Raw genomic sequence first — 20,781 nt, 5'->3', positions numbered from 1 at the left:
GAGAGCGGAATGGATCGGGAATTACTTCATCAAAGTATTATGTCTCTAAAGGGAAGAATAAGTACGGGGGAGTTAACGTTTAACGGATGTGAAGAATATGTATTTCACCAGTTGGATAAAGTAAAAGAGTTAGAGGATGGTTTAGTAGATATTAATACCGTATCATCTTCTTTGAGATTGTTGCTTCAAGCTGCAGAAACGCAAAGAAGAGAAGGCATGATGGGTTGATAAAGATGTAATGAAAGTGCCCCCTCGCTATATGTGAGGGGGCTTATTTTTTTCCAGAGATACGGCATATAGCATCATCAAAGTTCTATATGTCAAAAGTAGTGGGATTTCGACAAAATCTTTGGTGTCTTTCCAAGAAAATTAGACTTATATTGACAGGTAGTTAAGGTAGAATGTTTATTGAAGATGGTTACTAATAAGGACACTGAGGTGTTCAGCTGTTATATCGATAAGGAGTAGCCCATCTCTCCATAATAGACAATAAATAGGAGTGTACCTGATGATATCTGGAGATTTTCTTTCTGCCGGCACCTTAATGGAAAAAAGTTACTTTGACGTAGAACCTGTAAGCCGAAGAGTTAAGGTGTACGATCTGCCTGATGACGTAAGTGGATTTATCAAGGAACTTACGCAAGCAGCCTATAAAAAAGACTGTGATAAGCTTATTTTTTATGTGAAAACTGGGAGTAAAGAAGAAGCAGATTTACAAGCACATTCCTGTAAAATTGAAGGAGAAATTAAAGGTTTTTTCCGTGGAGATGATACAAGAGTTTATGCTAAATATTTAAATCCTGCCAGAGAAAAGAAAAAAGAGGGAAACGTCATTGACTATGTTAAACAATTGAATCATACTTCCACCGCGAAAACCAAAAAGCTGATGGACGGTTATACCATGAAGTGGGGTAGAGAAGAGAATGCTGAAGAAATGGCAGAACTCTATCAAACTGCTTTTGCTAAGTATCCTACTCCTATCCATAATCCAGATTATATCGTTGACATGATGAAAGATCATGTGCATTTTGCGCTCATTTTTAAAGGTGAAAAGTTAGTTAGTGCCTGTTCTGCTGATGTATTTCCAGAATATAAAGCAGCAGAATTTACAGACTGTGCAACACTGCCGGAACATAGAGGCAAAGGTCTTTTATCTCATCAGTACCCTTTTCTTGAAGATAAAGCGAAAGAATTAGGAATCCATACAATGTTTTCCTATACGAGGGCAACTTCAATGGGAATGAATATTGTGGCTGCTCAGCAAGGATTTACTTATGGAGGGTGCATGATTCAGAATAGCTGGATCGGAACAGGACTGGAAGATATGAACATCTGGTATAAAATTCTATAAAACGGAACAGGACAGCTTCTAGCTGTTCTGTTTTTTTATACATAAAATAATTTTAAATTAACATAAAAAATTCACTTGTATTTAAGGATAATTAGGCCTCTGGTGGAGATTCTAACAAAATGTTGCTTAATTATTTCAAGGATAGGTGAAAATCATATGCCAAGGCTTAATCAAGAAACAAATTCATTTAAATTTACCAATCAAAATGATCGTAAGCGGTTGAACGGAAGGCAGATAGGACCGCTTAGAATTAATCATGAACGACCAGAGCGCGGCAGTAAAGTAGCATTAATTGGCTGGAGTGTGCCGTCAATTGAAGCTATGCAGCAAATGGGAAAATCATATATAGTGGTCAGCCATGAAGATTTCAAACCTTATGCGGATCAGCATAACATTCCATTTTTTGCATGGGATTTTGGAAAACCGAGCCATTATCAGGAGGTTTATGAACGATCAGGGGATCTTTTCACCCAATTAGTGGAGTTGGACGTCGGTCATACGATCCCGATCTTCGAGGAAACGGTAGAATGGTCTGGCGCATTGAATGCGCGCCTTCGAAATGACCCGAATGTATTCGATCACTCTATTCTCTTTAGAGATAAAGCGATGATGAAGCGCAGGGCTCATATAGGTGGGTTAAAAGTGGGCGTATTTGAAGAGGTAGAAAATAAGGAAGAGGTTAAACGTTTTTTCAGAAGGGTTAATCAATCACTGTTGAAAAACCATAGTCAGGAGCCTGATCCGATCCATTTCAAAGCGTTAAATAAGGCGGGAGCGGCTGGCCATCGCATGATATTTTCAGAAGAGGATATCGAAAGCAAGCTAACGGACGAAAGCTTTCCAGGGCTGGTAGAGAGTCATCTGCATGGAATGGAAGTTTCATGTGAGGTGTTCATTCATAAGGGTGAAATCAAGTTTCTGAATATAACAGAATATGTACTTCTCGGGTACTCCAGTATGGTTCCACCATCTGCTGCTTTAGAGCATTATCGCCCTCTGATAATAGAAGAGGTGGAAAAACTTGTTCAGGCGTTTGATATTCAATACGGCATGATTCATCCTGAATTTTTTATTACGGATCAGGAAGAGGTTTACTTTGGAGAAGTTGCCTACCGGATTCCAGGCGGTCATATATTCGAACTAATTCAAAAAGTATACAAATTCAATCCATTTGGAGCTCACCTTCTTTGCTGTGACCCTCATACTTCTCAGGAAGAACTTGAAAAATACGTGCCAAAAGAACCTGAGGCTGATGGACATGCGGGAAGTTTCTTAGTCTATCCCCGCAAGAAAACCGTAAGTCGTGTGCAAATACCACCCGATATGGAAAGTCATTCCAGTTTTGATAAACATACGCTGTATAAGCCCACGATTACGAAGTTCCAGGACACAAACGAAGGCTATGGAAATCATTGGGGGACGGTTTTTCTGCACGGGAATGACAGCGAAGAGATTTCCCAATTATTAACCGATTATGTGGACTACGATTTTTATATTTAGGAGGAAGCACATGCGATGGCAGTAAAAATGGATACATCTAAAATTGAGGCTTTTAAACAAGAACTAGAGACCATGGAGTCTACTTATTCATTTGCAAAGTCCATGTATCAAAGTAATGTATTACAGGCAGCAGCTAAACTGATGGATGATGAGGAAGGTTTATCAGCTTTATACCAACTTGCGGAACGCTATGAACAAGCTGGTATTTTTCAAGACAGTCCCTGGGAGGATCCGTCTAAGCTTCAGCCTTTTCTTGTAAAAGGTTCTCTTCAGGCAGGCGGTTTAACGACCATTTCTGAAATGCTTAGTGAATTAAGAATGGTGGCTATAGCTAAAGGTGTATATAAGCGAGAAGGAGTTTCAGAGGAGCAGGCTCAATCTTTTCTGCACGAAGTTATGGCTTTAAATATAGATATACTCTTTCCAGAAGAAACGGAAGCTGCTCGGATTGAGGGGAAAGGAAAAGAAAAAGACCGGATGGAGCGCTTATTTCAATTTTTAGAAGAAAAGCTATCTTTAGCTTCTATTTCTGGCGAACTGGTGAAAGAAATCAGCGGTCTTATTGCTCAGCGTCCCATCATGGTAAATAGAATTGTTAAAATGGTTGATCATGCGGAAAAATTAATGGGGAAAGAGATTGAGGAGTCAGATAGAAAGGCTATCCAAACATATGTGGATGCTATCAGAGGCAGGACGAAAAAAAGCAGAAACTGTGATACCAAGAAATACAGGAATAAAATCAAGAACTTAAAAGAGGATGCTTTAAGGGCAGAAGCTCAATCCTTTGCTAAAACGATGCGTGAAACGGGTCTTGTTGCATCTAATCATGTGGTACTCGTCCGTTATATTAATAAACAGCACCCTCAGTTACTTGCTGAGGCGCTGGATTTAACGAACAAGGGAAAGGCAAATTTAGAAGAGCACATGTCTTTTGTGCAGCAATTAATTAAGGCGGGAATTCATATGCCATTAAGACAGTCGCTGTATGGTCTGGCAAAAATGCTTGATCGAGGCGTTTTGTCCTCATCGCCTGTCATTCCTGGAATGCGCAGAATCTTCGAATTGGATCTACATTCAGAAACCAGAAAAGTACTGTTAAATTCCATTAATGGAAATGAAGGAATTACGGCTAACAGTATTCTGATAGCTGGTGTAATAAGCGTTCTTGGGCAGCCGCTTGGTATAGGGCAGGGAATGAACCCTACTTGTCAGACAGCGAGAGGAATTAGTCTCTGGTCACTTCATGCCCCAGGACACTTACTTGACTTAATTGCAAGAGCGGCAAGGGACGGGGATGTTGATCTTACCTTTGAAGGACAAACGATTCACTCGAAGGATTTACGGGAAGGGTTAGTTGACGATCTCCACGATGAATTAGACCCTGTTTCGCTCATTCTTGTGCCGCATTTAGATCGTATTTATTCAGAGCTGGTTCGCCGCTCAAAATTTCGGGGGGATGATGTTCATAAATGGGTCAATCCGGCTTTTTATGGAAACTGGGTTCAAAAAGGTTTTTGCGGTGTGATTGATCCGATGACTGGTTCCGTAGCTGATTATCCAGGGTTTGTCCGATTATTTTACGGCACGCACCATCCGGATTACAATGAAGGCTATGAACTGATCTATCCAAATCCAGTAGGAATATTTATAACCAATGCATTCGGGAAGTTATTAGGGCTCCACGCCGTTTCTATCCAAAGAATTGCAAAAGACCCGAATGGAGAAATACGTATTTATTTCTATAACCCCAATAATGACAGTTCTCAGGACTGGGGACAGGGGATAGAGCCCAGCGTAGAAGGATGTAATGAGATTCCGGGCGAATCTTCACTTCCATTCCATCAGTTTGTGTCCAGGCTATATGCATTTCATTATAACCAATATGAGCAGGGAGACGCTTATGCTGTGGAAGACGAAATTGTCCAACAAGTTGAGAAGTTAGCAAAAGAGAGCTGGGGCGAGCAGCATACTTGGGTACAATTATAGAAAAATAAAAAATCCCGGTTTCTGAATTAACAGGAACCGGGATTTTTCAAAAGGAGATGGCGGAAGGGTGGGGAGAGGAATAGTAAACAAAAGGTGAGTTGTCTTGGTAAATGGTCAAATCATTTATTACAAATAGTTCAGAAACTCATTAGAAAGTTCTTATCATCCTTATTATGCTAAATGTGATTGATAACTTTAGAGTAGCCATTTTTACACTCTTTGTATAAAAAAATGTATTGCCTTGGAAGTCGTTTGCGTTCACGGTCCATACAGCTAATCCTCCTGAAACCCCGTGAGTGATAGTTATTTAATAATTGGATTATTATGGACTGCAGGTTTGGTTTTCCAATACAAATTAAACCGTTAGTACCTGGACTCACTTTTGAAAGTGAGGCTAGAAAAGTCACAGGCTAATTAAAGCCTTTTTTGAAGCCCTTAAGGGTGTCCCATGATACAGAAGTAATGGCTGTTGTCACTAGTCTAACTAGTCTAACTGTATAAAAATACCAAATGGGTAGAATAGCCTGTTCAGGTGAATGTAGTATTTTTTTATTTAAACAGTTAAATGTGAGATTACTAATTTTAGACTATACTAATGCAACGCTAGTGACCAAAGTACATAATATCTTTTTAAATATGTGAAAGATATAGTTTATACGTCCACTCCATTTAAATCTTTGCGCATTTAATATAAGAGGTTATAAAATAACCAAACTTATAAGGAGTGGTAATAGTGCCTAGATTGATAGCGCTAGATGATGGACATGGAATAGATACTCCTGGAAAACGAACACCTTTCATACCAGAAATCGGGATGTCAATTCATGAGAACGAATTTAACCGTGCGGTCGTCAATTTTTTGAAAATAGAACTCGAACGATGCGGCTTTGATACACTACTAGTGGCGCCTACAGACGTAGATACATCTCTACAACAGAGAACAGACTTAGCCAATAGTAGAAATGCCGATGCTTATATCTCTGTGCATTACAATGCTTTTGATGGAACATTTAGTGGAGAAGATGCTAGTGGTATAGAGATCTTTGTATATAATGGAGACTTAAATAATGAATCTGGGAAGTTGGCTAATGCGGTTGCTAAATATCTTCGAGAAGGCACTGTTCAAAATTTTCGTGGAGTAAAAGAAGAAAATTTCCATGTGCTAAGAGAAACCAATATGATCGCCATTTTAACCGAGAACGGCTTCATGGATAATAAAAGAGAAGCTCTGCTCATGATCGATAGGGCTTTTCAAATGGAAGTAGCCGTTGAACACGCGAAGGGGATCTGTGAATATTTTAACGTAGCTTACGTTCCAGCACCCGTTCCTGGGGGTACAGGATTTAACGATGTACCTAATGATCTATACTCGGCAACAGCCATTAAAAGAGCTAAGGATCTCGGTTTGCTTGAAGGTTATCCTAATGGTAATTTTGGTCCTAATGATAGCTTGAAGCGTGGAGACTTTGCACTTGTGTTAATGAGATTATATGACTTGCTAAAGTAACTAAAATTAAAAATGGTTTTTAAAATATTTAAGCTATCTACGCCTTATCTTCAATTAAAGATAGGGCGTGGTTTATTAAAAATAGAAATAACAGTAACAAAAATGTTGGTGAAAAAAGTTCTTTTTTTATGTAGAATTTTTGTTTTTAATTGGTTGGTATAAAAAGGAAAAAAGGTTTGGTTTTCTAATACTTATTAAACCGTCACGGCCTGTACCTCGCTCTAAGATTGGGGGCTTAATGTTGGTTTCCCTCACTTTCCCAGAGTGAGGGTTTTTCTTTGCGCAGCTTTTCCAATTTGTTTAGTAAGCAATCCAGTTGTTGAGAAATAATTAAAACATCTAGAAAATCTACATTATTCATATAAGCGCAATACATCTTTTCTCTCGTTTCTTCGATTTGCTCTTCTAATCGCTTCTTATCGGACATTATCCACCTCTCAAAATCTACAAAGAACTAGTCTCCTATATAGGTTTAGATAATTTATACTATGTAGAATATTTTTGAAAATGGACATTTCATCCTCAGTTTCAATGGTCCAAAATGGAAATATGCTTAGTTGATTTGTAGGTTTTTCAAATCATTTAATGCCTTAGATCATAATCTTTCATCCTTAATTCCTTTCTCAACTCTTCATAAGCCTCTTGAGAGATTTCAAACATATCTCCCAACTCGTAATTGAAGGAGATTTTAATCAAACTGAGGCTTATACTTTCTTTAATAACAATTTTGCACCTAAAGGTATGGCGTATGTACTGCCACATTCTGAGAGGGAAGCCTCACTTGTATTAGTTTACCCGCAATATTCCGAAAATGAGATACTGGATAAAGAGGAGTTATGGAAGGAATGTTTTACAGAATGCTGCAGAACATTGGGCATAAAAAAGGGCTGCCCTAATGATACCGCTGGAGCATAAGCTACGTATAAGGGGATTAAGACAGAGTTTATTTGTGGAGAAACATTTGAAACTCTAGAAGATTTGATTAAAGCTTTATTTGACGATGTCCATTGGTACAATAATATCTAAATTCATGCCCAATGGGTTATCATCTCTCAGTGGCTTATCGAAAAAAGCACCTAAGGTTCCTATATTATTGCGCTTTATTTAGATTGTAGTCAATCGTGAAAAGTCCAGTCAGATTTATTACTATTGCATATGCTGGGTTATATGTAGTGGAGGTGATGAATTTGAAGGTAAAAAAATACTGTGGTTTTTGTCCTATTTATCATCGGAAATCAACTAAATGTGACTGTCCTCCGGGTCCAGAAGGTCCAGCGGGTCCAGCAGGTCCAGAAGGTCTTGAAGGACCAACGGGACCGCAGGGTGAAACAGGGGCTACGGGCCCTCAAGGTCCTGCAGGTGGGGTGTTGGATTTCGCTGATTTCTTTGCTCTTATGCCGCCGGATAATGCTGATACGGTAGCTGTAGGTACTGATGTAAGCTTTCCTCAGGATGGTCCTAGTAGTCCTGGTACAGGAATAACCCGCGATAATGATTCTGAATTTAATTTAGCAGACATTGGGATCTATCAGGTGCTGTTTCAGGTAAGTGTAACGGAGCCCGGCCAGCTTATACTGACTCTAAATGGAGCAGACTTAGCGTACACAGTAGTGGGGCGAGCGACGGGAACGTCTCAAATTATTGGAATGGCGCTCGTGGAAACAACTGTAATTAATTCAACGTTAACGGTGCGGAATCCAGCAGGAAACGCAACTGCATTAACAATCACACCATTGGCAGGAGGAACGCGTCCAGTTTCCGCGCATCTTGTGATAACTAGATATCAATAGTCAGTAACTTAAAAAATCTCTAGTGTTGAAGAGCAGCTCTGTACTAATGATTTAATTAAATCTCGTTAACATTTGAGATGCTATTACAAAATTGTAATGGCGTTTTTTTTTGAGAAATTATGTTGAGGATATGGTACTGTTTGGAATATATAGAACTAAGCGTTAGAGTGGAGTATCGGAATACTTAATGAAATGTCATGTTGACTTCTGCAATGAGGATGTTGTTACGGTTATTTTTGTGCAGTGAAATGCTTCAGGAAGCCCTAGTGTCGGTGGAGCATGAGCATTTTTTATTACACGAACTCTACTGGTGAGTAATGGTCCTGGAGATCAGGGGTGCTATAAAGCGGACATTATTAATGTTGCCGGAGCATGTGGAGGAAATCCAGAATCTCAGGAGGGAAGATGAGCAAGTGGAGAAAGCCGATCTTGATGAACAGAAGCTGGAAGAAATCGAGTTTGCTCTACAACGACTAAGAGCGACGACTTACCAGTAGAGATCAAACATCGTAACGGATTTGATTATGGCTTATGTTGTTGACGAATTGTTGACGAATTGTTGACGAAACTCGTCAACAACGATCAAAATTAATCCTAATCAAACCAAAAGAGATCCGATTTGAAACTTAGGAGTTGCGATTTCATAGGGTTTTGTATAGAATAAACATACAATAACATATCGATTCCATCTTCGGGGCAGGGTGCAATTCCCGACCGACGGTGATGAGCGTATCTACGCTTTTAGTCCGTGACCCGTTTGGCATCATGCTAAACGGTGGACCTGGTGCAAATCCGGGACCGACAGTTACAGTCTGGATGGGAGAAGATGTCGAACGAAGCAGGTAGAAGTGTATCTAATTCTACCCACTGTTTCCTATGGACAATTAATCCACCCTAAAGCCCCTTTATGTATGCTTTAGGGTTTTTATTATGGAAATAGGAGTGCGTTCACCTTCATCTGGGATGTGAATCGATGAAAAAGATGAAGGAGGAGATCGATGATGAACCCTTATACAGGTCAATCGTCAAATTTGCTTAAATTAATTATATTAGCTCTAATGGGAAGTATTTCTATGGTTTTAATGCTGCTGAATTTTCCACTGCCTATACTTCCTCAATATTTAAAAGTTGACTTCAGTGAGATCCCTGCACTGATTGCTGCTATTCTTTTTACTCCATTAGCCGGAGTCATCGTAGAAGGGTTAAAGAATACACTTTACCTCATCTATACAGGAGCTGCTGATCCAGTAGGGGTAGTAGCTAATTTTGCGGCAGGTGTCCTGTTTGTGGTCCCGGCAGCCATGATCTATCACAAGTTCAAATCCACAAAATCATTAGTATCCGGCATGGTGGCCAGTTCTATTATCATGGCGGCGGGAATGAGTGTACTAAACTACTTTCTCATTCTACCTGCATACAGTTGGTTTATGGGATGGGAAACAATGAGTGCTAATGTTAAATGGATTACAATTTTAGCGGGGATTCTTCCATTTAATGCTATTAAAGGAATAATTATCGGGGCTTTGTTTGTTCCTTTATTCATTAAGTTAAAGCCGTGGATTGAGCAGAAGAGCGTTCGATCTTCCAAAGCCGCGTGAATAGTAAAAAGCTGTCCAGTTAAGCTGGACAGCTTTTTATTATTCAATATTATTCATCTTCCATTTCATCCACTCGATAGCGGGCTGTCGGCATAGCTTCTAAACGTTCTACGGGTATAGGCTCGCCTGATTTCTCACTCAATCCATAACGGTCTTCTTCTATTCGTTGCAAAGCATCGTTGACTTCCATTAATTTCTCTCGGGATTTTTCGTAAAAAGTCTGTTCTTTTTCTCGTTCGAACTGATCAGTTCCCAAGTTCCCCGGGTGATCAGCTACGCTTGAAATCTCTCCAGTGTCATCATTTTCATAGTCGTTTTTCAATCGATCATCTTTATATTCCTCGAGCTCTTCTTCTGCTTCTTTTTTCATTTCTAAAAGCTGTTGTTTAAACGATTCTTTTTGTTTCTCTGTTAACATGTGAAACCGACCCCTTTTTAATTATTTTTTACAGGTACTACTCCAATGGTACACCTGGATATCGAAATCGTTTCTTGTTCTTCATTCAGGATCTTAACTTCCCAGACCATTGTATTGCGCCCAATATGAATGGGCGTTGCTTTACCGATGACGTGCCCCTTGCGAATACTCTTAATGTGATTAGCATTAATTTCGATACCAAAGATCTGCTGCTCATTTTCATTCACGTTTAAGTAGGCGCCTATACTGGCAGCACTTTCAGCTAAAGCTACGCTTGCACCGCCGTGAAGAAAGCCCATGGGCTGATGCGTACGGTGATCTACAGGCATGCGGATCTGAACATAATGAGCTTGCGCACATTCAATTTCCATACCTAAGGTTTCCATTAGAGTGTTTTTTATTAATTTTTCCATTAGATATCCATCCTTTACCTCATATTTCCCGTTGCCTCTGGAGTCAAACCTATAGAAAAAAGGATGGCTTAATGCCATCCTTTCTCAGTTATCCAAGAGGGATCGAAATCTCCAGTAGCAAAGAGATCCCTAAAAGGATTCCGTACATTGTATTGGTTTTTGCCGTGGCTACCATTGCCGGCATCATTTCAAGAGGCTGAGATTTTCCTTTAAACCCTTGAATTGCCTGATAACCTTTCGCTACACTGAATAGGGTGATAAATGACCAATAGGGTAAAATGCTAAAGATAATTAACGCAATCGTCAGTCCATAGGCGATTAGAAAAAGGACAGTTAGAAAGCGGATTGATCCTTTATGACCAAATAGGATAGCCAATGTCCTTCTGCCGTTATCAGCATCGCCCACTCTGTCGCGAATATTGTTAGCAAGCAGTATGGCCCCAACAAATATAGCGACGGGGATGGAGACAAGAATTACTTCCCATGAAATCGTCAATCGCTGGATATAATAACTAATCCCTACAATAATCGTTCCCATAAAAAAACCAGCTGTCAATTCGCCGAATGGTGTATAGGCAATTGGATAAGGGCCGCCCGTATATAGGTATCCAAAAAGCATGGAAACCAGCCCAATAACAGCGATCCACCAGCTTGATGCGATACAAATATATACCCCTAGCAATCCAGCCATGACAAAAAAGCCAATAGCAAGGGAACGTACAACTCTTGGGCTGATACCGTCTCTTACAATTGTACCGCCAATACCAACGGAATTCTCATTGTCCAGTCCTCTTACATAGTCGTAATATTCATTAAACATGTTTGTTGCAGCTTGAATGAGGATAGAAGCTAATAACATTGCGGCAAATAACCCCAACTTGATCGGCTGCTCCATTGCAGCAAGCATCGTTCCGACAAATACAGGAACAAAGGCAGCCGTCAGGGTATGAGGTCTTAACAGCCTCCACCATACCTGGAAACCTTCTCGTTCATTCAAGGAAGCTTTCATGTTTTGATTTGGAACAGAGCTCATAGATGTCCTCTCCCTTGTACTTTAACTACTCATATGATAACAAATTAAGTTTAGAGAAACACTTCTTGAGTGTCAATACATGTATTAAACTGTAAGATTGGGTGGACAATTCTTGAGTCAAGGGAAAAAAGAGAATAAAATAGATGTAGATGAACCTTTACTGAATCTAAATAAACGGTTTTTGAATCGTTATAAATGCATAATGACGTTCCCTGAGGAATGGGAGGAATTTTGATGCTTCATACACAAGCACCTCAAATAAATGAAATAATTGAAAAAGCCATAAATCAGGCACAAGAAAGAAATGAACCACAATTGATTAGTGTGGTGGATCAAATAGAGCCATCAGATCCATTTCAATTTCTGGATGCTGGAACTTCCATAAACAATCATTGCTTGTTCTGGCGAAGCGCTGAAGAGGATTTTACAATGGTGGCTGTCGGATCGGCCTATAAAATGTATGCGGAAAACGAAAATCGATTTAAGGAAATACAGGTCATGTGGGACAATATCCATCAAAGTGCATTAACATATGATGAATTTAATGAAAAGGGGACGGGGATCGTTGCGCTCGGGGGGTTTAGTTTTGATTCCAAACAAAATGATCAGGTTCCATGGGAAGCTTTCCCTGACAGTCAGATGACCATTCCAGCTTTTCTATTGACCAATAAGGGTCCTGAATCCTATTTAACAACGAATGTTCTTATATTTCCGGAAGATCACAAGCAGCAGATAATTACTCAATTATCCAACCATCGTGAAACTTTACTGAGAGCTGGTCATAAGACGTTTGAGCTGCCGGTAAGAACAAACTCAGAAGAGATTGACCCATCCGGGTGGAAGAAATCGATTGAACAGGCAACAGAAGATATTAAGAAAGGTTTATTAGACAAGGTGGTTCTCGCCAGAGAGTTGCGCATTTCATTCAATGATCCTGTCCAGCTTGCAGCTGTTATTGAAGCTTTAGCGGCAACCCAGCCTAATAGTTATATTTTTGCTTTTGAAAGCGAAGGAGAATACTTTGTAGGAGCTACACCAGAGCGCCTGGCAAAACTTGATAAGCAGCATCTTGTTTCTACTTGCTTAGCAGGAACCATTCGCCGCGGGAAAACGAAAGAAGAGGATGTGCAGCTGGGAGAGGAACTGTTATATGATCCAAAAAATCGGCAGGAGCATCAATTTGTTGTAGAAATGATTCGCCAGGCAGTAGAAGCCTGCTGTTATAATGTTCAGATCCCGAAAGCTCCTGTATTATATCCTTTGAAGAATCTTCAGCATCTTTTTACTCCGGTAACGGCAGTATTGGAGAAAGGATACACTCTGCTCGATGTCATTGAAAAGCTTCATCCAACTCCGGCTCTTGGCGGCATGCCACAGAAAAAATCAGTCGACTATATACGGACCAATGAAAAGCTAAACAGAGGGTGGTATGCAGGCCCGGTCGGGTGGTTCGATATGCACAATAATGGGGAATTTGCCGTTGCTATCCGTTCGGCATTGATAAAATCCGATAGAGCTTCCTTATTCGCAGGATGCGGTGTGGTTGAGGATTCAGATCCAGATGCAGAGTATGAAGAAACAGATGTCAAATTAAAACCGATGCTCTCGGTTTTAGGAGGATGTTAATGGAACACGTGGAGTCCTTAACCAAATATGTGACACACTTTGTTGACCAGCTAGTCTTTTCGGGGATAGAGCATGTGGTTATTTCACCAGGATCAAGGTCAACTCCTTTAGCTATGACCCTTGCAGAGCATTCCGAGATGAACCATTGGGTTCATCTCGATGAACGCTCTGCGGCTTTTTTTGCGTTAGGCATTGCTAAAGAACAACATAAACCAGTAGCTTTAGTCTGTACCTCAGGGACAGCTGCGGCTAATTACTACCCTGCGATTGTAGAAGCTTATTACAGCCGGGTTCCACTATTGGTTTTAACAGCAGATCGTCCCCATGAACTCAGGGATACAGGGGCCCCTCAGGCTATCGATCAGACAGATATGTTTGGAAGCTACGTCAGGTGGTATCAGGACTTAGCCGTGCCCGGGGAAGGGCTGCATATGTATGCCAGACGCCAGGCCGCAAGAGCAGTAGAAGAAGCTGTAGGTAATCATCCTGGACCCGTTCATTTGAACCTTCCATTCCGCGAACCGCTGATACCTGATTTTAGTTTGAATGGACTTTGGAGGGAAGGAGTCAAGCCTATTCCTCGTGCTTTTTCAGGAAAACCGGGCCTTCAGGAAGAAGTGCTTGAAGAACTGTTTCAAAGACTGAATCGTTATGAACGGGGCGTGATCGTGGTCGGTCCGCAGGCAGACGAAGAACTTGCTCCCTATGTAACAACGCTCGCTGCTAGACTTGGAGTTCCAATACTGGCAGATCCGTTATCTCAATTAAGAGCAGGGGCACATGATAAGAGTAACATCATAGAGAATTATGATGCCTTATTAAAGTCTGAACGCATTCAAGGGTTAATCGAACCAGATTATATTCTTCGCTTTGGTGCAATGCCTGTGTCGAAAGCTTATTTAAAATGGGTAAAAAAAATTAAAACTCACGCGGACCATTTCATAGTGGATACATACAAAAGTTATCGCGAACCTGCAGGGATCACCGCTCAATTTATTTGGAGTGATCCGGCGATTCTTTGTAGTAGATTATCCAGCTTCTTTAAAGAAGGAAGCTATGAAACGGATTGGCTGGAACTATGGCATAAGTTAAACAGTACAGCTAAAAATCAAATGTTGAGCGAGCCCGAAGACCAGATGAATGAAGGACATGCCGTTGTATATTTGTCAGAAGCTCTTCCTGATAACTCCAATCTATTTGTTGGAAACAGCATGCCGATAAGGGACGTGGATAGTTTCTTTATGTCTACTCCTAAATCAGTTAAAGTACTTGCTAATCGTGGTGCTAATGGGATTGACGGGGTTCTATCTGCTGCCCTGGGCTCGTCTGTTTCAGGGCGCAGGACAACCTTGTTATTGGGCGACTTGTCTTTTTATCATGACTTCAATGGTATGTTAATCGCTAAGCATAAAGGGCTCCCCCTGACTATTGTAGTGATTAACAATAATGGGGGCGGCATTTTCTCTTACCTCCCACAAGTGAATCATCCTGACCATTTTGAAGAGTTGTTCGGTACACCGCTGGATTTGGATTTTTCTAAAATAGTGGAGATGTACGGAGGCGTTCACAGGAAGGCGGAAAATTGGGGCGAATATAAAAACGCTTTAGCTGAAAGCTATGGATCCGAAGGTCTTTTCGTGGTGGAAGTAATTACGAATCGTGAAGATCACGTGGCCTTTCATAAAGCTAAATGGCAGAGCATTGAGGAATCCATTACTACTTGGAGCGAAGATGAATGTTGATCAAGGCTGAAGAACGTAACTACTGGATAGAGGATACCGGTAGTGGGCCTGTCTGGTTGTTGCTGCACGGTTTTACAGGAAGTACACATACGTTTGATGATTTTTTACATCATATGAATAACGAATGCCGCCTTATAAAAATAGAGCTTCCCGGTCATGCGAGAACGGGTCCGATCGGAACCGTATCCATGGAGAAGTTCTGTTTAGATCTGGCCATGATTTTAGATAAACTTGGCGTTGAGGAAATAAATATCCTGGGCTATTCGCTTGGAGGAAGAACGGCATTATCTTTTACTTTACTTTATCCTAAAAGAGTTAATCGTTTAATTCTGGAAAGTGCTTCTCCGGGACTGCCTTCAGAATTAGAAAGAAGAGAACGACGGGCAAAAGATCAGCGATTGGCCGGTTTATTATATCGGGAAGGTATAAAAAGTTTTGTGAAATACTGGGAATCTCTTCCTCTATTTGAAACTCTTAATAGGCTTCCTGAACAACGTAGAAAGACCTTAAGAGAAGAACGTACAAGTCACTCCGTTGAAGGTTTGGCAGAATCCCTGGAAGGAATGGGTACAGGCTCTCAGCCCTCCTGGTGGGAGAAGCTTGAGGAGGTAAGGGCAAATGTGCTGCTTGTCACAGGGGGAGAAGATGAAAAATTTCGTTCGATTAATCAGCACATGGAGCAGCGGTTATTTAACGTTCGCTGGGTAGAGGTGGCAGGGGCCGGTCATACGATTCATCTCGAAAAACCACGAGTTTTTGCTAAAATTGTAGAGAAGTTCATGATATAATTAACCATGTATGTAAGCGTTATGTGCTTTTCAGTTTCATATTAAATGTTGAAGGAGGAAGTCAATATGGCTTTTGATTGGGTTCGCGAACGCGAATACGAAGATATTCTGTACGATACATTTGAAGGGATTGCCAAAATAACGATAAATCGTCCAGAGGTAAGAAATGCTTTCAGGCCGCAGACGGTACACGAATTAATCGATGCTTTTGCTTATGCACGCGATGATTCCAAAATTGGTGTGATTGTCCTGGCTGGAGCTGGAGATGAGGCTTTTTGCGCTGGAGGCGATCAGAAAGTAAGAGGTCACGGCGGTTACATTGGCGATGACCATATTCCGCGCTTAAATGTACTGGACTTGCAGCGTTTAATCCGCGTTATTCCAAAACCTGTAGTGGCTATGGTATCTGGATATGCAATTGGCGGCGGGCACGTATTACATATTGTATGTGACTTAACCATTGCTGCAGAAAATGCTGTGTTTGGTCAGACAGGTCCTAAAGTAGGGAGCTTTGATGCTGGCTACGGTGCGGGTCTGCTGGCTCGTATTGTAGGTCATAAGAAAGCTCGTGAAATATGGTATCTATGCCGTCAATACAGTGCCAAAGAAGCGGAAGATATGGGACTCGTTAATACAGTAGTACCTGTAGAAGATCTGGAAGCGGAAACGGTTCAATGGGGTAAAGAGATGCTCGAAAAATCCCCAACTGCTCTTCGTTTCTTGAAAGCTTCTTTCAACGCAGATACAGATGGACTAGCTGGTTTACAGCAAATGGGTGGAGACGCTACATTGTTGTACTATCAGACGGAAGAAGCAAAAGAAGGCCGGGATGCCTTTAAGGAGAAAAGGAAACCTGAATTTGATAAGTTTCCTCGTTTCCCTTGATCCGTGAATAGATGTATGTGAATAGGCTTTAATCGTAAGGGGCATCCCATTCAAAAAGGGGGTGCCCTTTTTTGAATTCAAGGACAAAAGGAGAGATGGTCATGGGGGAAAAAATTCCGCACTGGTTAGATAAACAAAACGAACTAAATCCAGATCATATTGCGCTTGAAACTCCAGAAGGAACGGTTATGAATTTTAATGAGTTACGAAGAGAAAGCTTGAAAATGGCAGAATCTCTACTGGAAAAAGGTATTAAACCTGGAGATCACGTAGCCCTTTTAGCGGAGAATAGCAGCGAATTTCCCATTTACATTCATGCATTAAGTTATGTGGGAGCCACCATTGTATTATTAAATATACGACTTACTCCGAACGAACTTGTTTATCAATTAAATGATGCTCAAGTAAATTGTTTAATAACTGGAAAACAGACCGAAGTAAAAGCTTTGGAAGTACTAGAGGAAGCGGAGGCACCTGTGATCCCTGCGTTTAGAATGGATAAAGTGGCCAGGAAGGCAGTCACGGATAGAACGCATTTCAGTAAAGAAATTGACTTAGATCAAGTTTTCACAATGATGTACACTTCTGGAACTACAGGTCGCCCCAAAGCTGTCATGCACACTTATGGAAACCACTGGTACAGCGCCATTGCTTCTGCTTTAAATCTGGGAACTGGCAGCAAAGATAAATGGCTCTTATGTTTGCCCATGTTTCATGTGAGTGGATTTTCTGTGCTTATGAAAAGTGTGATCTATGGCATGACGGTTCATTTAGTGAATAACTTTGACGAAAGAGTAATCAATGAATCCATTATGGAACGTGGCGTGACTCATATTTCAGTGGTAACGGTTATGATGCAGCGGTTGATGAACAACTTACAAGAAGGGATTTATCCAGAGCATTTCAGGTGTATGCTGCTTGGTGGAGGTCCTGTTCCGGAACCACTTCTTCAACAAGCGGCAACTAAAGGTATCCCAGTATTTCAAACCTATGGTATGACGGAAACGTCTTCTCAAATAGCGACACTTTCGCCTGAATCAGCTAATCAAAAAATAGGTTCCGCTGGAAAGCCCTTATCTTTGGCACAGCTGTGGATTGATAATAATAACGCCGGTGAAGTTGGTGAAATTATTGTAAAAGGTCCAATGGTATCTTCGGGCTATTATAACCACCCTTCAAGAGCTGAAACTTATTTCCGAACGGGGGATCTCGGATATAAAGACAGTGAAGGTTTTTTATACGTGGTTGATCGAGTGAAAGACATGATTATTTCAGGAGGCGAAAATGTGTATCCTGCTGAGATCGAAAGTGTGCTGACAGGCTATCCTGGAGTCATTGAGGCTGGAGTAACTGGGATGAAAGATGATAAATGGGGAGAGGTGCCGGTCGCTTTTCTCGTAGTAGATAATGGAAGGATTAATCAAGAAAACCTAAGCCAGTTTTGTTATAAAAGCTTAGCTAAATATAAAGTGCCTAAAGAATTTCACCAGATACAACAGCTACCTAGAAATGCTTCTAATAAACTGATGCGCCGAGAACTGTTTTCTGCATTGGAGAAGGAGAGGAATCATGAACATTGACTATTTAAGTCTTCGTTTAGTTGAATTACCATTACGTTCGCCTTTTCGCACTCACCAGGGCTTGATCAAAAAAAGAACGTTAATCATTGTAGAGGCCGGGGACCAGGCGGGACGAAAGGGTTACGGAGAAGTAACGGCATTTGCTGAACCTTTCTATACCTCAGAAACCATTCAGACAGCGTGGCATATTATTTCCGATTGTATTGTTCCAACTATTGATTTTCAGAAGGTTATGCACCCGTTTGATTTTCCAGAACAGGTAACTGGAATACAAGGGCATCCAATGGCTAAAGCTGGAGTCGAAGGTGCGCTTTGGGATCTTTATGGAAAACAAACCGGACAAAGTCTGAGCCACATGATAGGCGGTTCAAGAAAACGTGTAAAGGCGGGAGCTGTCATTAGTTTGAGTGACTCCACTGCAGAAGGTATAAAAGCATTAGAAGAGAAAGGGTATGAGCGTTACAAATTAAAGGTGGATATAGGCAGGGAGCGGGAAATAATCGATCAGGTTAAGCAGATTTCGCCTGATCTGCCTTTGATGATCGATGCCAATGGTGCTTATACGGAAAAAGACATGGATTACCTCCAGACTCTTGATGAATATGGATTAATCATGATTGAACAGCCCTTTCAAGCAGGGGATTTCTACTTACATCAGCAATTACAACAGCACTTGAAAACACCTGTCTGCCTGGATGAATCGGTCATGAATTTTCATGATGCTAAGCAGGCTATTCAGCTAGGAAGCTGTCAGGTAATTAATATTAAGATCAGCCGGGTGGGAGGTCTGAGCGCAGCAATTAAGATCCATGACTATTGCGCACAGGAAAACGTCCCTGTCTGGTGCGGGGGAATGATTGAATCAGGTATTTCAAAAGCCCACAATTTAGCATTGGCTTCTCTTCCTAACTTTAGTATTCCAGGTGATTTATCCGGTTCTGACCGGTATTTTCAGAAAGATCTCGTCACTCCTGGTATTCAAATGGAAAATGGTGAGATAGAAGTTCCTTCGCTTCCTGGAATGGGCGTAGAGGTTGATGAATCATACTTAGAGAGAGTAACTAAGAAGTCCAAGATATTCGGTTTATCATGAAAACCTTCTCCTGAAATAATTCATAAGAAACCAATCTGTGGTTCAAACTAAAACGGAGGAGGGCGGATCATGAATAGAAATAAGTATTATATTAATATGGGCACTCAAGAAATTTCCCTAAATCATGATGCCAATAATGACGATTTTGTTGTATATGCCACAGAAGAAGAAATCATTAAACTCAGAGAAATTTTTGATGAAGTGTATAACTCTGATATGCGTTCATTTTTTCGGGCGCACATTCCTGCCATGCCCTACCACCAAGATCAGGACAATGATGATTACGACGTAGAAATGAAATCGGCTTTTCGAATGATCCATGATCTTGGAGATGAGATGACTCGAGAACATATTGAGCAAATGAAAATTTTAGAAGATTAAAAAAACCGCTCCTGTATAGGAGCGGTTCATTGAGAAACTTAAGACTGAAATAAACTTTCCATTCCTTCAATTTCCTTAGCGTTTGATTTAACTTTCTCGGGAACAGAAATGTTCCCAACTTCGTTAAAATCACTGTATTCTCCAGTGAAAGTCTGTACCATATGGGTGTTCTCACCGTTTTGTTTGATTGAAAAATCCATTTCCATATCAACAGACGATGGGTAATACGTTTCTTTATTTACTACAAACGTATAATCTACTTTATTTACCGTCATGTTCTTCATTAGATCATCTGGTACTTGTTCTGTGGGCATCATCTCATTCAATGAATTACTCAAGAGTTTCTTCACATTCTCGCCTTCTGAATGAAAGGAGAGCGTATAGGTGGACTCCCCTTCTTCTAGTTTAAATTCGTCAACATAGCCCTTCAGATTCTCTAATTGGGAAGCCGGATTTTGCTGCTGTGCGCCCATAGCGTTCAGCTGTTTTACTACTTGCTTTGGTGCTTTAAACCATCCCTCTTTTGTGGGCATGGTCATATAAAGACCATCTTCCGTGTAGTACTGTTCAATAGTCTGTCCCATCATTTCCACAGTTTGATGGAAAGCTATAGGATCCGTCTGCATTTTAGAATCTATGGTAGTAACAATAGGGATACTGCCAGGCACGAGGGAATCTTCGCTCCCGCTATCGTTACCTGTTTCCATACCAGTATCAATAATTTGCTTGGATTCTACCTTCATAGCAAAGTTCTCAAGACTCTTACTTGCTTCAGCAGCTTTAGTATAAATCTCCTCTACCTTTGCTCCTTCTGAACTCGCGCAACCGCTTATCAAAATAAAAGCTGTCAGCGTACTTATGAGCATAACTAATTTCATTTTCAAAAATATCCTCCCTCTCAGAAAAGTATTTATATTTTATACGTAATAAGAAATACAAGGTTTCAATATTTCCAAAAAAATCCTCTAGGGTTTATTAGTTCGTCATAAAAGGAAGAGATATAAAAAAAGAAGCCATTGTTTTGGTTCGGAGTAGTTTGTATTTATAAATCCTTATGGTACGATTTAGAAAGGTGAAGGATTGTTCGAAT

At 40.7% G+C, this 20,781-nt stretch carries 21 protein-coding genes and 1 riboswitch; of the genes, 16 read left to right on the top strand and 5 right to left on the bottom strand.

Features of this window, described 5'->3' with window-relative positions:
- Positions 1–9 precede the first annotated feature (9 nt).
- The 5 genes from HBHAL_RS14055 (at position 10) to HBHAL_RS20420 (ending at position 6,344) form a co-directional block, all read left to right on the top strand.
- Positions 10–228 (top strand): hypothetical protein, encoded by a 219-nt coding sequence (locus HBHAL_RS14055; RefSeq protein ID WP_014644109.1) that lies wholly within the window; start codon positions 10–12, stop codon positions 226–228.
- Positions 229–508: 280 nt separating this feature from the next.
- Positions 509–1,351 (top strand): putative beta-lysine N-acetyltransferase, encoded by an 843-nt coding sequence (gene ablB / locus HBHAL_RS20425; protein ID WP_014644108.1) that lies wholly within the window; start codon positions 509–511, stop codon positions 1,349–1,351.
- Between the two features lie 156 nt (positions 1,352–1,507).
- Positions 1,508–2,851, top strand: a complete 1,344-nt coding sequence (locus HBHAL_RS14045; protein WP_014644107.1) for an ATP-grasp domain-containing protein — start codon at positions 1,508–1,510, stop codon at positions 2,849–2,851.
- A gap of 15 nt (positions 2,852–2,866) precedes the next feature.
- Complete coding sequence (locus HBHAL_RS14040) at positions 2,867–4,837, top strand: hypothetical protein (RefSeq protein WP_014644106.1); 1,971 nt, start codon at positions 2,867–2,869, stop codon at positions 4,835–4,837.
- A 733-nt stretch (positions 4,838–5,570) separates the two neighbouring features.
- Positions 5,571–6,344 (top strand): N-acetylmuramoyl-L-alanine amidase, encoded by a 774-nt coding sequence (locus HBHAL_RS20420; RefSeq protein WP_014644105.1) that lies wholly within the window; start codon positions 5,571–5,573, stop codon positions 6,342–6,344.
- 235 nt (positions 6,345–6,579) lie between these two features.
- On the opposite strand, the gene HBHAL_RS14030 is transcribed toward HBHAL_RS20420, so the two are convergent.
- Complete coding sequence (locus HBHAL_RS14030; RefSeq protein ID WP_014644104.1) at positions 6,580–6,771, bottom strand: Spo0E family sporulation regulatory protein-aspartic acid phosphatase; 192 nt, start codon at positions 6,769–6,771, stop codon at positions 6,580–6,582.
- 503 nt (positions 6,772–7,274) lie between these two features.
- Between HBHAL_RS14030 and HBHAL_RS22075 the strand changes: the two genes are divergently transcribed.
- The 4 genes from HBHAL_RS22075 to HBHAL_RS14015 all read left to right on the top strand — a co-directional run bounded on the left by HBHAL_RS22075 (position 7,275) and on the right by HBHAL_RS14015 (position 9,732).
- Positions 7,275–7,370: an IS3 family transposase gene (locus HBHAL_RS22075; protein WP_087946132.1), complete on the top strand. Its 96-nt coding sequence runs from the start codon at positions 7,275–7,277 to the stop codon at positions 7,368–7,370.
- A 155-nt stretch (positions 7,371–7,525) separates the two neighbouring features.
- Complete coding sequence (locus HBHAL_RS21995) at positions 7,526–8,134, top strand: collagen-like protein (RefSeq protein WP_396252319.1); 609 nt, start codon at positions 7,526–7,528, stop codon at positions 8,132–8,134.
- Positions 8,135–8,493: 359 nt separating this feature from the next.
- Positions 8,494–8,631 carry a YolD-like family protein gene (locus HBHAL_RS21865; protein ID WP_223254209.1) on the top strand — a complete coding sequence of 46 codons (138 nt, stop codon included), beginning with the start codon at positions 8,494–8,496 and terminating at the stop codon, positions 8,629–8,631.
- Between the two features lie 186 nt (positions 8,632–8,817).
- Positions 8,818–8,966: riboswitch (FMN riboswitch) on the top strand.
- 166 nt (positions 8,967–9,132) lie between these two features.
- Positions 9,133–9,732: an ECF transporter S component gene (locus HBHAL_RS14015; RefSeq protein ID WP_014644101.1), complete on the top strand. Its 600-nt coding sequence runs from the start codon at positions 9,133–9,135 to the stop codon at positions 9,730–9,732.
- Positions 9,733–9,781: 49 nt separating this feature from the next.
- Here the strand turns inward: HBHAL_RS14015 and HBHAL_RS14010 are convergent, their stop codons facing one another.
- The 3 genes from HBHAL_RS14010 to HBHAL_RS14000 all read right to left on the bottom strand — a co-directional run bounded on the left by HBHAL_RS14010 (position 9,782) and on the right by HBHAL_RS14000 (position 11,596).
- On the bottom strand, positions 9,782–10,150 hold the full coding sequence (locus HBHAL_RS14010) for a TraR/DksA C4-type zinc finger protein (RefSeq protein ID WP_014644100.1): 369 nt from the start codon (positions 10,148–10,150) through the stop codon (positions 9,782–9,784).
- Positions 10,151–10,167: 17 nt separating this feature from the next.
- The gene (locus HBHAL_RS14005) at positions 10,168–10,563 is read right to left on the bottom strand and encodes a hotdog fold thioesterase (protein ID WP_014644099.1); all 396 of its coding nucleotides are present in this window, start codon (positions 10,561–10,563) and stop codon (positions 10,168–10,170) included.
- An 88-nt stretch (positions 10,564–10,651) separates the two neighbouring features.
- Entirely contained in the window at positions 10,652–11,596 is a 945-nt protein-coding gene (locus HBHAL_RS14000) for a 1,4-dihydroxy-2-naphthoate polyprenyltransferase (protein ID WP_014644098.1), read from the bottom strand.
- Between the two features lie 234 nt (positions 11,597–11,830).
- Between HBHAL_RS14000 and HBHAL_RS13995 the strand changes: the two genes are divergently transcribed.
- From HBHAL_RS13995 to HBHAL_RS13965, 7 genes are all read left to right on the top strand, one after another.
- Complete coding sequence (locus HBHAL_RS13995) at positions 11,831–13,222, top strand: isochorismate synthase (RefSeq protein ID WP_014644096.1); 1,392 nt, start codon at positions 11,831–11,833, stop codon at positions 13,220–13,222.
- Positions 13,222–14,964 carry a 2-succinyl-5-enolpyruvyl-6-hydroxy-3-cyclohexene-1-carboxylic-acid synthase gene (menD, locus tag HBHAL_RS13990; protein ID WP_014644095.1) on the top strand — a complete coding sequence of 581 codons (1,743 nt, stop codon included), beginning with the start codon at positions 13,222–13,224 and terminating at the stop codon, positions 14,962–14,964. The genes HBHAL_RS13995 and menD overlap by 1 nt, the downstream gene beginning before the upstream one ends.
- On the top strand, positions 14,958–15,752 hold the full coding sequence (menH, locus tag HBHAL_RS13985; protein WP_014644094.1) for a 2-succinyl-6-hydroxy-2,4-cyclohexadiene-1-carboxylate synthase: 795 nt from the start codon (positions 14,958–14,960) through the stop codon (positions 15,750–15,752). Before menD ends, menH begins: the two co-directional genes overlap by 7 nt.
- Before the next feature lie 66 nt (positions 15,753–15,818).
- Positions 15,819–16,637, top strand: a complete 819-nt coding sequence (gene menB / locus HBHAL_RS13980) for a 1,4-dihydroxy-2-naphthoyl-CoA synthase (RefSeq protein WP_014644093.1) — start codon at positions 15,819–15,821, stop codon at positions 16,635–16,637.
- Between the two features lie 101 nt (positions 16,638–16,738).
- Positions 16,739–18,217, top strand: a complete 1,479-nt coding sequence (locus HBHAL_RS13975) for an o-succinylbenzoate--CoA ligase (protein WP_014644092.1) — start codon at positions 16,739–16,741, stop codon at positions 18,215–18,217.
- Positions 18,207–19,310 (top strand): o-succinylbenzoate synthase, encoded by a 1,104-nt coding sequence (gene menC / locus HBHAL_RS13970; protein ID WP_014644091.1) that lies wholly within the window; start codon positions 18,207–18,209, stop codon positions 19,308–19,310. Before HBHAL_RS13975 ends, menC begins: the two co-directional genes overlap by 11 nt.
- A 69-nt stretch (positions 19,311–19,379) precedes the next feature.
- Positions 19,380–19,691, top strand: a complete 312-nt coding sequence (locus HBHAL_RS13965; RefSeq protein WP_014644090.1) for a hypothetical protein — start codon at positions 19,380–19,382, stop codon at positions 19,689–19,691.
- A 38-nt stretch (positions 19,692–19,729) separates the two neighbouring features.
- On the opposite strand, the gene HBHAL_RS13960 is transcribed toward HBHAL_RS13965, so the two are convergent.
- Positions 19,730–20,569, bottom strand: a complete 840-nt coding sequence (locus HBHAL_RS13960) for a DUF6612 family protein (RefSeq protein ID WP_014644089.1) — start codon at positions 20,567–20,569, stop codon at positions 19,730–19,732.
- Between the last annotated feature and the right edge of the window lie 212 nt (positions 20,570–20,781).

The organism is Halobacillus halophilus DSM 2266, assembly GCF_000284515.1.
Classification (GTDB): Bacteria; Bacillota; Bacilli; order Bacillales; family Halobacillaceae; genus Halobacillus; species Halobacillus halophilus.
Note: the sequence above shows the minus strand (reverse complement) of the source record. Positions and strands in the feature narration are given on the sequence as shown.